At 64.4% G+C, this 14,079-nt stretch carries 14 protein-coding genes; 9 read left to right on the top strand and 5 right to left on the bottom strand.

From position 1 onward, the window contains the following. The first annotated feature begins 42 nt into the window (after positions 1-42). The 7 genes from HNQ40_RS01745 to HNQ40_RS01715 all read left to right on the top strand — a co-directional run bounded on the left by HNQ40_RS01745 (position 43) and on the right by HNQ40_RS01715 (position 7,208). Complete coding sequence (locus tag HNQ40_RS01745; protein ID WP_184675773.1) at positions 43-1,266, top strand: hypothetical protein; 1,224 nt, start codon at positions 43-45, stop codon at positions 1,264-1,266. Positions 1,267-1,351: 85 nt separating this feature from the next. Then, entirely contained in the window at positions 1,352-2,815 is a 1,464-nt protein-coding gene (locus tag HNQ40_RS01740; RefSeq protein WP_184675771.1) for a DUF4139 domain-containing protein, read from the top strand. Positions 2,816-2,872: 57 nt separating this feature from the next. Continuing rightward, on the top strand, positions 2,873-3,466 hold the full coding sequence (locus HNQ40_RS01735) for a hypothetical protein (RefSeq protein WP_184675770.1): 594 nt from the start codon (positions 2,873-2,875) through the stop codon (positions 3,464-3,466). A gap of 48 nt (positions 3,467-3,514) precedes the next feature. After that, entirely contained in the window at positions 3,515-4,474 is a 960-nt protein-coding gene (locus HNQ40_RS01730; RefSeq protein WP_184675768.1) for an ABC transporter ATP-binding protein, read from the top strand. After that, positions 4,468-5,313 carry an ABC transporter permease subunit gene (locus HNQ40_RS01725; protein WP_184675766.1) on the top strand — a complete coding sequence of 282 codons (846 nt, stop codon included), beginning with the start codon at positions 4,468-4,470 and terminating at the stop codon, positions 5,311-5,313. Before HNQ40_RS01730 ends, HNQ40_RS01725 begins: the two co-directional genes overlap by 7 nt. Positions 5,314-5,337: 24 nt before the next feature. Then, entirely contained in the window at positions 5,338-6,063 is a 726-nt protein-coding gene (locus tag HNQ40_RS01720) for an ABC transporter ATP-binding protein (RefSeq protein WP_184675764.1), read from the top strand. A gap of 20 nt (positions 6,064-6,083) precedes the next feature. Then, positions 6,084-7,208 (top strand): agmatine deiminase family protein, encoded by a 1,125-nt coding sequence (locus HNQ40_RS01715; protein ID WP_184675762.1) that lies wholly within the window; start codon positions 6,084-6,086, stop codon positions 7,206-7,208. A gap of 1 nt (position 7,209) precedes the next feature. Here the strand turns inward: HNQ40_RS01715 and HNQ40_RS01710 are convergent, their stop codons facing one another. Both HNQ40_RS01710 and HNQ40_RS01705 read right to left on the bottom strand, forming a co-directional pair. Continuing rightward, positions 7,210-8,037, bottom strand: coding sequence for a sugar phosphate isomerase/epimerase family protein (locus HNQ40_RS01710; protein WP_184675760.1), 828 nt, complete (start codon positions 8,035-8,037; stop codon positions 7,210-7,212). A gap of 58 nt (positions 8,038-8,095) precedes the next feature. Next, on the bottom strand, positions 8,096-9,055 hold the full coding sequence (locus HNQ40_RS01705) for a phytanoyl-CoA dioxygenase family protein (protein WP_184675758.1): 960 nt from the start codon (positions 9,053-9,055) through the stop codon (positions 8,096-8,098). 77 nt (positions 9,056-9,132) lie between these two features. On the opposite strand from HNQ40_RS01705, the gene HNQ40_RS01700 reads away from it, so the two are divergent. Beyond that, entirely contained in the window at positions 9,133-9,975 is an 843-nt protein-coding gene (locus HNQ40_RS01700; RefSeq protein ID WP_184675756.1) for an AraC family transcriptional regulator, read from the top strand. 115 nt (positions 9,976-10,090) lie between these two features. Here HNQ40_RS01700 and HNQ40_RS01695 read toward each other — a convergent pair whose 3' ends face one another. The 3 genes from HNQ40_RS01695 to HNQ40_RS01685 all read right to left on the bottom strand — a co-directional run bounded on the left by HNQ40_RS01695 (position 10,091) and on the right by HNQ40_RS01685 (position 13,477). Beyond that, positions 10,091-10,831, bottom strand: a complete 741-nt coding sequence (locus HNQ40_RS01695; RefSeq protein WP_184675754.1) for an SDR family oxidoreductase — start codon at positions 10,829-10,831, stop codon at positions 10,091-10,093. Positions 10,832-10,968: 137 nt separating this feature from the next. After that, on the bottom strand, positions 10,969-12,168 hold the full coding sequence (gene sucC, locus HNQ40_RS01690) for an ADP-forming succinate--CoA ligase subunit beta (RefSeq protein ID WP_184675752.1): 1,200 nt from the start codon (positions 12,166-12,168) through the stop codon (positions 10,969-10,971). A gap of 73 nt (positions 12,169-12,241) precedes the next feature. Beyond that, a complete protein-coding gene (locus HNQ40_RS01685; protein ID WP_184675750.1) occupies positions 12,242-13,477 on the bottom strand; it encodes an alkaline phosphatase family protein in 1,236 nt (411 codons plus the stop codon). A 127-nt stretch (positions 13,478-13,604) separates the two neighbouring features. Between HNQ40_RS01685 and HNQ40_RS01680 the strand changes: the two genes are divergently transcribed. Further along, the gene (locus tag HNQ40_RS01680; protein WP_184675748.1) at positions 13,605-13,982 is read left to right on the top strand and encodes a hypothetical protein; all 378 of its coding nucleotides are present in this window, start codon (positions 13,605-13,607) and stop codon (positions 13,980-13,982) included. Positions 13,983-14,079: the final 97 nt, after the last annotated feature.

The following is a 14,079-nucleotide window of genomic DNA, read 5'->3' as shown; positions in this document are numbered from 1 at the left end:
TATCGCATGGTGAAACGACCCTACTCCGTGGAGAACATTCTGATGAAATCGAGCTGCCGTTTGCTGCTGTTGTGTTGTTTGGTGGGCGTGGTGTTCGTCCCGACGCCGGCCGAGGCGCGGATCAAGCTGATCACGCTGCCCGTGCGCGAGCGGGTCGAGATCCAGCTCGATCACGCCACCGCCACGCTGGTCGAAGAAGAACGCATCGTCCCGCTGGTCCAGGGCGTGAATCAGGTCGATTTCTCCTGGGCCAACACGCAGATCGACCCGAGCACGATCGTGTTTCGTGTGTTGGGTACCGATCCCAACGTCCCGCAAGTCATCGGCGAGCAGCCCGAGGTCAACGTGCTGTCGGTCACCTATCCCCCGGGTGAAAACGCCTTGGTGTGGCAGGTGTCCAGCAGTTCGTCGACGTCGGTGGCCGTCCGCATCAGTTACCTCATCGGCGGGTTGACCAAGGGGTTCAACTACCGAGCGATCGCCGAGAACGACGAGTCGACGCTGACACTGAGTCAGTACATCCGCGTGCAGAACTTCGCCGGCGAAGCCTACGACGACACCGAGATCTATGCCGGGCTGGGCGACGCCTTCCTCAAGCCCATCGGCGTCAACGAGACCAAGCAGATGCTTGTGCAGCGTTTTGAGAACGTCCCGGTCACCAAGACCTACACCGCCGACCTGCACCGCTTCGGCTGGCTCGACCAATCCCAGAACAAGCTCCGCGTCCCGATGCACTACCGCATCGAGAACACCGAGGAACTCGGCCTGGGACAGGAAGCGTTGCCTGCTGGGAAGGTCCGCATCTTCCAGAAAGACTCGCCCGAGCCAGACGCCACCACCGCGTTCCTCGGCGAAGACTTCGCCAAGCACACGCCCATCGGCAACCACGCCGACCTGTTCCTCGGCGTCGCCCAGGACATCGTGGTCAAGCGTACGCTCGAGTCGCGTCAGGACGACCGCCTCGCGGGCAACCTGTACGACCGGCGGGTGGTGATGAAATACGAGATCGAAAACTTCAAAGACGAGCCGGTCACGCTGAAGCTCGCCGAGCAGATCGAGATGCTGCGGCGCGAGTTCGGACTACACGCCAGCCAACCCGCCGAGTGGGTGGTCGGCCAGGCCACCACGCTCGACGACGGCGACCTCGTGGCCGACGAGACGGATCAGAACCAGGTGACGTTCTCGGTGGACCTGCCCCAACGCGACGGCGACGAGGCCGAGACGGTGACGGTCCTGCTGGAACTGGTGTTTAAGAACCAGTGGTGATGCAGATTTCGGATTTTTGATTTCGGAAATAAGCATTCTTCAACCCATAAAACGCTCTGTCGCTTGGCGACGAAACGAGACTCTCATGAAATACTTTGTGCTCTTCTTGGTTTTCCTTGGCTTGCTTGGCACCCTTGGCGATTCAACCGCCTCGGGCAAGAACATCGACCTCTCGACCGTGCCCGACCGTGACACAGTGCAACTGACGATCTACAACTCGGCCGACCTCACGCTGGTCCGCGAGACGCGCAAGGTCGTGTTTAAGCCCGGCAACAACCCGCTGCAGTTCTCCTGGGCCAATACGCTCATCGACCCGACGTCGGTGCAGCTGCGCTTCCTCAACCACGCCGAGAAACTCGACGTGCTGGACACGACCTTCCCGCACGACCGCCCGCAGGTCTTGGTCTGGAACGTGGGCAGCGAGCACGCCGGGGAAGCGGTCATCGAGATCAGCTACTTCACCTCCGGCGTGTCGTGGTCGGCCGACTACACCGTCATCGCCAACGCCGACGAGTCCGCCGCGAGCGTGGAGGGTTTCGTCACCGTCGTCAACAACTCCGGGGAGGACTACGAGGATGCACAGGTCCGTCTTGTGGTCGGCACGATCAACCTCGTCGAGCAGATCGCTGAGCTCGCCCGCCGTTCGGGCCGCGATGTCAGTCGGCTGGACCGAGAAGAGGTGGACGCATTTAAGCTGCGGGCGGCCCGGCAGAACGTGGTCGCCGCCGAGGCCGCGATGGCTGACCCGTATGGCGGAGGGGGATACGCCGGCACCCCCAAGCAGATCGTCAAACAAGGCCTCAGCGAGTACTTCATCTTCACCATCGAAGGCACCGAAGACATCCCCACCAATTCCCGCAAGCGTCTGCCGAGTTTTGCCGCCGACGCTGCGCCGCTTGAGGTGCAATACCGCTACCGCCCGCAGCAGTACGGCGAACGGCTGGTCCGCCTCTTCCTCATGACCAACGACACCGAATCGGAGATGGGCACCTCGCCGTTGCCCGACGGGCAGGTCCGCGTGTTCCGGCAGAAGGAGGACGGCCGGGGGCTGTCGTTCCTCGCTCGGCAGCAGGTCAAGTACATCCCCATCGGTGACGACCTGGAGCTCAACCTCGGCGTCGATCCCAACGTCGGCTTCGAGCTCATCACCCAACGCACCTTCCGCGACAACCTCTGGATGCGGCAGCAGGGCATCAAGGTGCTGACCCGTGTGGACCAACCGGGGGTGCAGATCAAAGACAAATCGTCCGTGGCGGGTTGGGATCAGCATCAGGTGATGGCCCGCCGTGTCCGCAACGACACGCCCCGGCCGATCGACGTGGAGATCCGCCAAGCGGTTTACGGCGATGCCACCTTCACCAGCCGGCTCGACGCCACCCGCTACGACAACCACAACGTCGTCTTCGGCGGAACGCTTCAACCCGGTGAGCGCTACGACGCGGTCTACCAGGTCAGCACCCGGCAAGGAGCAAACTCGAAGCAGAACCGCGTCGAGATCGTCGACGACGACCCGGCAGCGCTCAACATCTTTGCCGGCCCGGTTGAATGACGCGGGGCGACTTGCGAGTTGGCCGAACTCCGGGAGGTCGGCTAACGTCCTAGTGCCATGCCCAAAGCCCACGACCGCCTCAGGAAGATCTCGCCACGCGACTGGCGTCGCTGGTTGACGGGGTTGGGCGTGCTGATCGTGGTCTGGGCCGGGGTGGGCCTTACTGTGGGGGTGGCCAAGGCGAAGAAACCGACCTCCGGGAAAGTGGCGGTTGAAGCCCAGAAGGCCGCCGAAATCCCCGGCGATCGGGGGTGGCGGGCGCCGCAGCTCGAGCGATTGGCCGAACGCATCCAGCAGCTCTCGCTCGATGATCGGCTGGACCCGCAGTTGATCGAAGCCATCGAAGCGTCTTTCGCCAGCATGACGCCGGCCGAGCAGCGAGCGTTTGTGCGCGACATCATGCCGCCCGGCCTTGAGCCGATGATCCAAGCCTTCCGGGAGATGGACGACACGCAGAAACGTTTGGCGATCGACCGCCTACGCCGCGAGTTCAAGCACGCCGGCTGGATCGCAGAAGACACCGACCGCTCCACGTTTAGCGCGTGGGTTGAGTCCAGCGTCAGCGCGTTTTCGGAAACCGAAGACCCCGAGGCGCAGCTCGATCTGCTGCCCGTGATGCAGCAGGTCTTGCGTGCGATGCAGACGCGATAGCACTTTTCTTGATGGATCAGGAGCCCGCCCGTCGAGTCTACACCCCCCATGATCGAAGTCGACGCGGTTAGCAAAGCCTTTGCCGGCCGGCCCGCGGTGCAAGACCTCTCGCTGACGGTCCGCCGGGGCGAGGTGTACGGCCTGCTCGGGCACAACGGCGCGGGCAAGAGCACGACGCTGGGCATGATGCTCGGCCAAGTCTTCCCCGACGCGGGCCGGGTGGTGCTGAACGGTGCGGATGTCCTGCGTCGTCGGCGTGCGGCGCTGTCGGGCGTCGGGGCGATCTTCGAATCGCCGTGCTTCTACGACTACCTGACTGGTCGGCGGAACCTGCGCATCTTTGCTCACTACTCCAAGCGGGTGGCCGAGTCGCGGCTGGACGAGGTCGTCGAGCAGGTCGGGCTGGCAGGTCGGATCGATGATCCGGTGGGCACTTACTCCCACGGCATGCGTCAGCGTCTGGCGTTGGGGCAGGCGTTGCTGCACCGCCCGGAGATGCTGATCCTCGACGAGCCGACCGACGGCCTGGACCCGCAGGGCATCGCCGAGTTCCGCGGGACGATCCGCCGATTGAATCAAGACCAGGGCATGACCATCTTGTTCAGCTCGCACCTGCTCAGCGAGGTCGAGCAGGTCTGCGACCGCGTGGCGGTGTTGCACCAGGGCCGGCGGGTATTCGAGGGCGAGTGGGACGCGGTCAACACCGGCGCGGCCGAGCTCGACCTCGAAGTAGACCGGCGTGATGAAGCGCTGGTCCGCTTGCGCGAGGCCGGTTTGATCCATGAGACGCATGACCCGTCTCGGCCGAACCGTGTGGTCTTGAGCAAGGCCGCCGACCCTGCGGCGGTCAATCGGTGTCTGGTGGAGTCGGGCTTTGCGGTGCATCGTTTGGACCCGGTTCGGCCTACGCTCGAGGCGTTTTACATGCGGACCGTTGGGGTGTCTTCGGAGGGTATTGGGCCGCAACAAGACCAGCGCGTGGCCCAGGAAGGGGGAGCCCCTTGCTGATCGTCCGTCAATTTAACGATGAGTTGTTCAAACTCTTTGCCCGCAAGCGGACGTACATCGGGTTCGGTGCGTTCGTCGTGTTGCAGGTGATGATCCTCGCGCTGTTGCAGCACCCCCGGGCCAAGGCCTCGATTGCCGAACTGCTCGAACAGAACGGCCTGGGTTTCGACGACCACTACATGGGGCTGACGCTGGCGATCGTGGTCATCGCGTTTTCTTTTACGTTTCTGGGTGGGCTCTACGTCGCCCTGATCGCCGGGGATATCGTGGCCAAGGAGGTCGAGGACGGCACGATGCGGATGATCCTGTCGCGGCCGATCGGTCGGGTTCGGCTGCTGATGATCAAGTTCGCCGCGTGCGTGTTGTACACGCTGGTGCTGGTGTGTTTTCTGGGGGTGACGGCGTTGTGCTGCGCGAGCCTGTACCGGGGCGGGTTGGGCAAGTTGTTCATCTTCTTCCCCGATGAAGAGCTCTTCGCGTTCTACGACGCCGGCGAGGGGCTTTGGCGTTACACACGCAGCATCGCGTGTCTGAGTTTTGCCACGCTGACCATCGCGGCAATGGGGTTTATGTTTTCGTGTTTCAAGATGAAGCCCGCGGCGGCGACGATCCTGACGTTGTCGGTGTTTTTTGTGGATGTGGTGTTGATGAACCTGCCGTACTTCGCGGAGCTCCGGCATTTGTTCATGAGTTACCACATCGGATTCTGGGTGCGGACCTACCACGCCTACCCGCCGTGGCACGAGATCGTGCAGAGCGTGGCGTGGCTGGTGGGGTTGATGAGCACGTTTGTGGTGGTGGGCGTGACGCACTTCGCGGGCCGGGACCTCAAAGGCTGAGGCCGGGGTGGGTATAATCTGTGGATGTCTGAAGCTGTCGCCGAGATCCAGCAGGTCACCAAGGTCTACCAGAAGTCCAAGCTCGCCCCGCCGGTGCACGCCTTGGCGGGGGTCGATCTGGTGATCCCGCGCGGGCAGTACATCGCGATCATGGGCCCCTCGGGCAGCGGCAAGTCCACGATGATGAACATCATCGGCTGCCTCGACCGGCCGACCTCGGGCAAGTACCTGCTCGACGGCGAAGACGTCGCCACGATGAGCGACGAACGGCTGTCCAAAGTCCGGGGCAAGCGGCTGGGTTTCGTCTTCCAGGCCTTCAACCTCATCCCCCAACTCAGCGTGCAGGAAAACGTCGCGGTGCCGTTGTTCTACCAGGGCATCTCCCCGGCCAGACGCCGAGAACTGGCGGCCGTGGCGTTGGACAAGGTGCAGCTGGCCGAGCGGATGGACCACCGGCCGTCGGAGCTGTCGGGCGGTCAGCAGCAGCGTGTGGCGATCGCCCGGGCGCTGGTGAACGAGCCGAGCATCCTGCTGGCCGACGAGCCGACGGGGGCGCTCGACACCAAGACCGGCGACGCGATCCTCGAGATCTTCGAAGAGCTGCACAACAACGGCCAGACCGTGGTGGTCATCACCCACGACGAGGAAGTCGCCCACCACTGCGAACGCGTCGTCCGTCTCCGCGACGGCCTGATCGACCGCGACGAAGCAGGCGGCAAGTCCGCGGCGGTCGCGGCCCAGGCGACCTGAATCGAAACGAGGGGTAACGCATGCCGAGCCGCCGAGCGTTTGTGAAACACAGCCTGGCCCTGACGACAGCGGGGCTTTGGGTCGGCCGTGGCCATGCCCAACCTGCGGGAGAAGAGGGACAAAAGAACGTGCAGCCGAAACGCTACCGGATGCCGATTGAGTCCGATCCGCACGAGCGGACGTTTATGCAGTGGCCGTCGAACTCACGCGTGTACGGCGGCGCACGCTGGCTGCGGCAGGCGCAGGCCTCGATTGCGCAGATCGCTAACACGATTGCCCGCTACGAGCCGGTGGTGATGCTCGCTTCGGTCAAAGAACGCGAACGCCTCCGCAAGCAGCTGGACCGCGGCGTCGAACACTGGGACATCCCGACGGATGACTTGTGGTGTCGCGACAGCGGGCCGACGTTTGTGTGCTCGGCCGAGGGCGATCTTGCGATCGCCGAACTGAACTTCAACGGCTGGGGCAACAAGCAGACCCACCGCCGCGACGGCGACGTTTTGAAACGCGTGGCCGAGCGCATGAACCTTGAGGTCTTCGACAGCGGCGTGGTGGGCGAGGGCGGCGGCATCGAGACCGACGGCGCGGGCACCCTCATGGCCCACGAGAGTTCCTGGGTGAATCCCAACCGCAACCCCGGGCTGAACCGCGACGAGATCGAAGCGCGGCTGCTCCAGGCTTTTGGCGCCGAGCGGATGATCTGGGCCCCGGGCGTGGCCGGCGCCGACATCACCGACTACCACATCGATTCGCTGGCCCGTTTCGTCGAGCCTGGCGTCGTACTCATTCAACTCCCGGGCCAGCTCGATCCGGGCGACCCCTGGTCGGTCTCGGCCTTCGAGACCCATGACATCCTCCAGGCCGCCCGGGACGCCCGGGGCCGGAAGCTCGAGATCGTGGTGGTGTCCGGCCCGACCCGCCCGCGCATCGACTCGGTGGATTTTGCCGGCAGCTACGTGAATTACTACGTGTGCAACGGCGCGGTCATCGCTTCGGAGTTTGGTGATGCTGCGGCGGATGAAAACGCCAAAGCGATTCTGTCTGAGCTGTACCCCGGACGCGAGGTGGTCATGCTCAACACCGACACGCTGGGCGAGTACGGCGGCGGCATCCACTGCGCCACCCAGCAGCAACCCAAAACGTGAATCAATCGAGCGCTTGAATCAGCGAGTCGATACGGCCGCGCTGCCAGTTCACGATCTCTTCGAGGTCGGCGACGGGCTTGCCGGTGTGCGGGTCGAGCGGGAGGTACGGCGGCGGGCCGAACTCGGGGCAGTAGGAGAACGGTAGGCCGCGGGCTTGCATGCCCCGGGCCAGGCGCACCCACCATCCTTCGAAGACTTCTCGTGTCTCGGCCCACTGTTCGATGCGCGGGTCGCTGACCTGTGGGCCCTGGCTGTGGCCGACCCGGCAGTGCACGTAGGCGGTGTGCCGGGCGAGCAGGTCGATCAGGCCGTAGTCGTCGATCTGCTCAACCCGTTCACAGACGCAGGTGAAGTGGCTGAGGTCCGCGTTGATCTGCAGGTCGGGCAGCTCACGCAGGATGTCCATGGTGATCCGCGGGTGGAACAGGCAGCGCGAGCGGTGGGTTTCGAAGGCCACGTTGAGGCCCAACTCCTGCGCCATCGCCAAGGCGTTCTCGAAGAAGCCGACCATCTCGGCGAAACCCCAGGCGTCTTCGCCCGTGTGGATGTTGATCAGCCGGGGCTGATAGGGCAGGGCGGTTTCGAGTTGCTGCCGCATCGCGTCGAGGTGCGCGGCGATCGGGTCGGGGGCGTCGTCGGGCCTGACGGTGTACACCTGAGCAACCAACCCCAAGCCCCGCTCGGCGATTCGCTTTGCCTCGGGGTCGATCTTTTCCAGCCAGCCCACGCCCGCCTCGATGCCGTCCCAGCCCTCTGCCGCCACGCGCTCGACCGTGGTGGTGTCGATGGTGTTCATGCCCCAGACGTGGCGGTAGCTGATGGTTTCCAAGACAGGTTCCTGTGCGGGGTATGCGTGGCGGGCAACGACAGCGCCACCCACGGCGAGGTTACTCGATTTCGGACTTGGTCTCGCCTCGCGAGCACCCGCCCTCGCCGGTGGGTCGGACGTGAGGCTCGTTCCGCTCCTTGATCCCCATCCAGGCGTAGGGGTCATTGCCCGCAATCATGACGATGTCGCGCACGTCGGTCTTGGCAATGGATCGGTCGTCGTCGAGGAAGGTGTCGTGCTCTTCGATGCTGCCGTTGATCCAGGGCAGCAGCGACGAGGCGCTCATGTAGTGGTTGACCAGCACCCGACGGAACGTGCCCTCGGGTGCGCGGTTGGGCAATGAGCGGTGGAGGAGATAGCCGTTGAAGAACACGATGCTGCCGGCCTTCACCTCGACCGGCACGGCGTCTTCATCGGTGTAGGGATAGCCGTAGCTCTCGTGGGTGCAGTCGAAGTCCTGGCTCTTCTGGAATTTCTGTGGCCAAAGCACGCCGGGCTTGTGCGAGCCGGGGATCACCCAGAGGCATCCGTTGTCGACGGTGGCGTCGTCGAGGGCGATCCACGCGCCTGTGAGTGAGCGGTCGCGGGTGGGGATGTAGTCTTCGTCCTGGTGCCAGGCCTGGCCGGGCTTGCCCGCGGCCTTGATGAAGAGCATCGACTGCATGCACTTGACGTCGGGTCCGATGACGCCGGTAAGCGTTTCCACGATCGCCGGGTGGGCGAGCTGCTCGTGCATCAGGGGTGAGAGTTTGTGCGGGAAGTGGATGCACAGATATTGCCGGAGCACGTCGAGGTCGCTCTGCCCGTCGTGCGGCCCGGTCCAGCCGTCGAACCGGCCCAGTTCGCCGCGGCACATCCGGAGCGTTTCGTCGTTGATTGCGGCAAGCTGCTCGGGTGAAACCGCGTTCTCCACGATCAGGTAGCCCTGTTCGGCGTAGAACGCCTGGGCCTCGGGGGTGAGGAAGCCGGAGTGGATGCCGTCGAGAGTGTCGGGCGAGCGGGTGGATGAGGTGGGCATGAAATTGATTCTCGCAACAGAAATGTTTTTTGGCGTCTTGCCATTTCAATATTGAAATTATCGCGTATCCTTTCGTCATGGCCATGTCTGCCAATCCAAAAAACATATCCAAAATTGATTGCCCGCTGCCCAGCCAAGCGGCCTGGTCGCAGGTCGATTACGCGCCGGGCGGGGTCTGCGGCCCACGTATCCAGCAGGATGTGCAGATGGTCATCCTCGACCGCGGCTCGTTGCGGGTCACGACCGACGGGCGGGAGCAGCCGGTCCGTGTCGGCGAGGTGGTGTGTCAGTGGCCCGGCGGTCACGAACAATACGCCTTCGATCCCGATGAAGTCTCGACCCACCGCTGGGTGGCCCTCACGTTCGACAAGCGATCTGCGATCACCAAATGGTTGAAGCAGAAGCGGGCGGCCGCTTCCCCCATACGCCGAGAGTCGAAGCTGATGCGGCAGCTGTTTGACTCGGCGATGCAGTTGGTACGCAGCACCGACCCCGCGGCCGAAACCGCCTGGGCGCATCTGGCGTTGGCGTACTTCGAGGCGTATCTGATGGATGAGGGGCTCGACGAGGCCGGTCGCGTGGCGCCATTGCACCCCGCTTTGCTCTCGATGCGCTCCACCATCGCGGAGCAGTTCGCCGAGCCCCTCACGCTCGAAGACCTAGCCGCCGCGTGTTCGGTTTCCACGAATCATCTCGTACGGCTGTGCCGTGAACAACTCGACACCACCCCGATGCGTCTGCTGTGGGAGACCCGCGTCGATCAGGGCGTCGAGCTCCTGCGCAGCACCGGCCTGACCATCAGCGAGATCGCCTACCGCGTGGGCTTCGCCAACCCATTCCATTTTTCAAGACGCTGCAAAGAACGACACGGCCAGTCGCCCCGGGCGCTACGCCAGCAAGCATGGGCAACCGAGGGGTAAGCATTCATCGAAAGAGTGTTGCTTCCGAAGTCTGCTTGTGACCGGTACCAAACATAAAGCCCCCGCGCAATTAGAGATTGCGTGGGGGCTTTGATCGTTAGTGCGGTGTGCAGGCTTACCCTTCGGAGAGTGCCGGCTCGATGATCGCCTGGGCGTAGCCTTCGTATGCGCCCCAGAAGTCCTTGGCCATCGCGTCGGGGAAGACGTGGAAGGTGCCTTCTTGCAGGCCAGCGACCAGGGCGTCGGCGACCACGGTGGCGGGCGGGGCGCCTTCGAAGCCCGCGTCGTCGCCCATGTCGGTGGCGATCGGGCCGGGGTGGACGCTGACGACCAGGGTGTTCTGCTCGGCCAGGGCTTCACGCAGGCCCTGGGTGAGCGAGTAGGCGGCGGCCTTGGAGGCGGCGTAGCTGGTGAAGGGCGCGAAGTTGCGGATCGAGGCGATCGAGTTGAGTTGGGCCAAGGCCCCGCCGCCGTTGGCTTTGAGCACGGGGGCGAAGGCCTGGGCGACGCGGACCAGGCCCTTGACGTTGACGTCGAACTCGAAGTCGATGTTGTCCAGCACGTTGTCGTCGAGCGGGTTGCCGTTCTTGAGCACGCCGCCGTTGTTGACCACGATGTCGACGTCGCTGGCGGTTTGGGCGGCGGCGGCGATCGAGTCGGCGTCCACGAGGTCGAGCGCGATCGCAACGACCTTATCGCCGTACTCATCGATCAGGGGTTGGACCGATTCGGGTTGGCGGGCGGCGGCGTAGACCTTGGCCACGCCGGCGGCGAGGAAGGCTTCGACGATGGATTTCCCGATGCCGCGGTTGGCGCCGGTGACGAGAGCGGTTTTGCCGGTGAGGTCGAGTCTCATGGGTTTGCTCTGGTGAGGTATTCGGACGGGTCGTGTTCAATGCGTGGACACAATAGACAGATCCGGCCGAGTATTCCCGGCCGGGGCTGAAGTTTTTCAGATTGTGGTGTGAGGATTCAATGAACCCCACGTTTCGATCACGCCGCGATGGCTGCGGTGATCTTCTGGGCGGCGTCGGTGAGGTCGCTGCCGACGATCATCGTGGGGATGTCGGCCTTGGCGTTTTCGAGGATCACGCGGGCGGGTTCGACGTTGGTGCCTTCGAGGCGGACGACCAGCGGCACGCTGAAGCCTACCTGTTTGGCGGCGGCGACGATGGCGTTGGCGATGGTGTCGCACTTGGCGATGCCGCCGAAGATGTTGACGAGGATGCCCTTCACACCGTCGTCGGCGAGGATGATGCGGAAGGCCTCGGTCACGGCTTCTTCCGAAGCGCTGCCGCCGACATCGAGGAAGTTGGCGGGTTCGCCGCCGTGGAGCTTGATGATGTCCATGGTGGCCATCGCGAGGCCGGCACCGTTGACGAGGCAGCCGATGTTGCCGTCGAGGTTGATGTACGACAGGCCGTACTCCGCGGCCTTGGCCTCGGCGGGGTCGACCTCGGCGGGGTCTTCGAGGGCCTTGATGTCCTTGTGGCGGAACATGGCGTTGTCGTCGAAGTCGATCTTCGCGTCGATCGCCAGGACCTGGCCGTCGGGGTGTTCTTCGCTGGCGGGGGTGACGATCAGCGGGTTGATCTCCACGAGGCTAGCGTCGGTGCCGAGGAAGAGCTTGGTGAGGGCGCCCATGACCTTCACGGCCTGGCCGACCTGCTTGCCCTTGAAGCCCATGGCGAAGGCGACCTTGCGGGCCTGGTACGGCTGGAGGCCGGCGACCGGATCAATCGGTTCCTTGATGATCTTCTCGGGGGTCGTCGCGGCGACCTCTTCGATGTCCATGCCGCCCTCGGCCGAGCCCATCAGCACGGGGCAGCCTTGAGCACGGTCCACGACGATGCCGAGGTAGTACTCTTTTTCGATATCCACGCCCGAAGCGATCAGCAGCTTGTTGACGGGCACGCCTTCGGGGCCGGTCTGGGGGGTGACCAGCGGCTTGCTGAGGATGGTCGCCGCGGCGTCTTTGGCTTCGTCGGCCGACTTGACCAGCTTCACCCCGCCGCCTTTGCCACGGCCGCCGGCGTGGACCTGGGCCTTGACCACGGCAAGCGTGGTGCCGTCCGCGGCGAGCTTGTCGAAGGCCTCGGCGGCCTGGTCGGCGTTATCGACGACAATGCCGCCGGGGACGGGAACGCCGAACTTCTCGAGGAGTTCACGCGACTGGTATTCGTGGATCTTCATGCCGGGGATGATAGCAGGATCACCACAGGGTGCGGGGCCGGTTTTACCTGTGTTTTGTCTGTTTTTGGCAGGTCTAGGTTGTCGCGCGTTCGAGAAGGATCCGGCCGGCCATTCCTTCGGGCGTTTCTTTGCCCAGCAGCGAGAACATCGTCGGGGCGACGTCGATGATCGACGCTTCATTCGGCAACGGGGCGAAGCTGCCGTTGAGCGGAACGAGGTAGCCGGTGTCGACGGGGTGCTGGTCGGGCAGGCCGCCGTGGTTGCCGCGGTGGATCGGGCTGATCTTTCGGCCGACCTGCTCGGTGGTCTTGCGGGCCATGTAGGCGTTGACCAGCGGGTGGTAGAAGTCGTGGGGGAACAGGATCGTGCCGGCGTGGCTGTTGAGGTAGCCGTCGCCGAAGCCCGACTCCGGCGGGAAGTGGATATGGTGCTTGGCCATCTCCTCGGCGGTGAGGTAGGTCGCGTGTTCCAACTCCCGCAAGGCCGACTCGATCACTTGGCGGGCCCGGTCGGTGTCGTACCACAGCCGGGCGTTGCCCACCTCGGCGTAGAAGAGGTACTCGTCTTCGGGCACCCCGGTTTCGCGCAGCACTTTCGCCAGGTCGATGGTGTTGCGGGTGGGCTCGTGGCCGTGGTCGACGACCAGCAGCGTGGTGACGCCCAGCGCGTCGGCCTTGGCGGTGGTCTCGGCAAGTTGGCGATCGACCTCAGCGATCTGCTGACGCATCGCTTCGGGGCGGTCGATGTTCCAGTGGCTAAACAGGTCCAGCGTGTAGAGCTCGATCATGTCCAGCACCGGTTCGCCGTCGATCAGGTCGGCGAGTTTCGGGTGGATGTCGAAGGAGAACACAGTGTGGAACCGGCTGGCCTCGCTACCCAGGAGGTCGAACACCGTGGGCACGTCCAGCCGGATCTCCTGGGCGTCGCCGCCTTTGCGGCGCATGTTCTTGATGCGGTGGAATTTCAGCTGTCGTCTTCGCCGGGGCTCGACGGTGGGCACATCGAACTCGGGGTTGAGCCGGTGGCGGAGGCACTGGAACGTGGTGGTCCAGCGATGGGGGAGACAGTCTATCAGCTTCTGCAGCGCGGTCCGGGGAGCGGGGGGCAGCCGGCTGACTTGCCAGCAGCCGTGCTCGTGCGGCCAGGTCCCGGTGATCATCGTGGCCAGCAGTTCGGGCGAGGGGTGGGTGTGCAGCAGTGTCTCGCCGTGGCGGGCGAGGGCTTCGCAGACGAAAGGCGTCAGCCCGGGGTCCAGCCACCGCCGGTCCAGGCTGGGAACGTAGAGCACCAATAATTTCGATTCCGCCATACCCACGGCTCTCCATTTCGGGGCACACCCGGAGTTGATCGGCTGCCCCGAGAGTCCCTATCGGACATCGGCGGACTTCGGGGTGGGCTTTCTTGACCCGCGGCGGGGGCCTGCCGATAATTCAGGCATGCGACCGAGCCTCGGCCCATCCTCCGCCAAACCCGCGAACCCGCGTGACCTGAGCGCCACCATGGCGCTCCTGGTTGTCGCCACCGCGGTATGCGTGAGTGTGTCGACCGGCGGGCTGGCGGTGTCGACCCACCCGGCCGACCGACGCATCACCGCCGAGACGGACGAGGCCGTGGCCTCGTTCATGGCCTGCCTCAACGAGGCGGCCAAGACTCTGGCCGGCCAGACCGCCGCCGTGGTGGATTCCCCCGCGACGACGCTCGATCTGCCGGCTTACCCCGCCCCCACGTTTGTTCCCGAAAACGACCGCCCGGTCGTCTCGCTTCTGCCGCACCTCTCGCTGCTGAACCTGCCCCCGCCCGCTGCGCTGTCCTGATGTTGTTTTGACTCAGTGACGGTGCGCCGAGCGTCGGCCACCCACATTTTCATCGCTATCCACCCACGGCCACGCGCCTGCCGCGCGGGCCGTCTCC

The sequence above is a fragment of the Algisphaera agarilytica genome, assembly GCF_014207595.1.
GTDB classification, from domain to species: Bacteria; Planctomycetota; Phycisphaerae; order Phycisphaerales; family Phycisphaeraceae; genus Algisphaera; species Algisphaera agarilytica.
The sequence above is the reverse complement of the archived record's forward strand: the minus strand, read 5'-3'. Positions and strand labels throughout refer to the sequence as shown.

Coding starts and splice junctions, on each gene's coding strand:
- HNQ40_RS01745 (WP_184675773.1), top strand. CDS start 43: ATGAAATCGAGCTGCCGTTTGCTGCTGTTGTGTTGTTTGGTGGGCGTG.
- HNQ40_RS01740 (WP_184675771.1), top strand. CDS start 1,352: ATGAAATACTTTGTGCTCTTCTTGGTTTTCCTTGGCTTGCTTGGCACC.
- HNQ40_RS01735 (WP_184675770.1), top strand. CDS start 2,873: ATGCCCAAAGCCCACGACCGCCTCAGGAAGATCTCGCCACGCGACTGG.
- HNQ40_RS01730 (WP_184675768.1), top strand. CDS start 3,515: ATGATCGAAGTCGACGCGGTTAGCAAAGCCTTTGCCGGCCGGCCCGCG.
- HNQ40_RS01720 (WP_184675764.1), top strand. CDS start 5,338: ATGTCTGAAGCTGTCGCCGAGATCCAGCAGGTCACCAAGGTCTACCAG.
- HNQ40_RS01715 (WP_184675762.1), top strand. CDS start 6,084: ATGCCGAGCCGCCGAGCGTTTGTGAAACACAGCCTGGCCCTGACGACA.
- HNQ40_RS01705 (WP_184675758.1), bottom strand. CDS start 9,055: ATGCCCACCTCATCCACCCGCTCGCCCGACACTCTCGACGGCATCCAC.
- HNQ40_RS01700 (WP_184675756.1), top strand. CDS start 9,133: ATGGCCATGTCTGCCAATCCAAAAAACATATCCAAAATTGATTGCCCG.
- HNQ40_RS01695 (WP_184675754.1), bottom strand. CDS start 10,831: ATGAGACTCGACCTCACCGGCAAAACCGCTCTCGTCACCGGCGCCAAC.
- sucC (WP_184675752.1), bottom strand. CDS start 12,168: ATGAAGATCCACGAATACCAGTCGCGTGAACTCCTCGAGAAGTTCGGC.
- HNQ40_RS01685 (WP_184675750.1), bottom strand. CDS start 13,477: ATGGCGGAATCGAAATTATTGGTGCTCTACGTTCCCAGCCTGGACCGG.
- HNQ40_RS01680 (WP_184675748.1), top strand. CDS start 13,605: ATGCGACCGAGCCTCGGCCCATCCTCCGCCAAACCCGCGAACCCGCGT.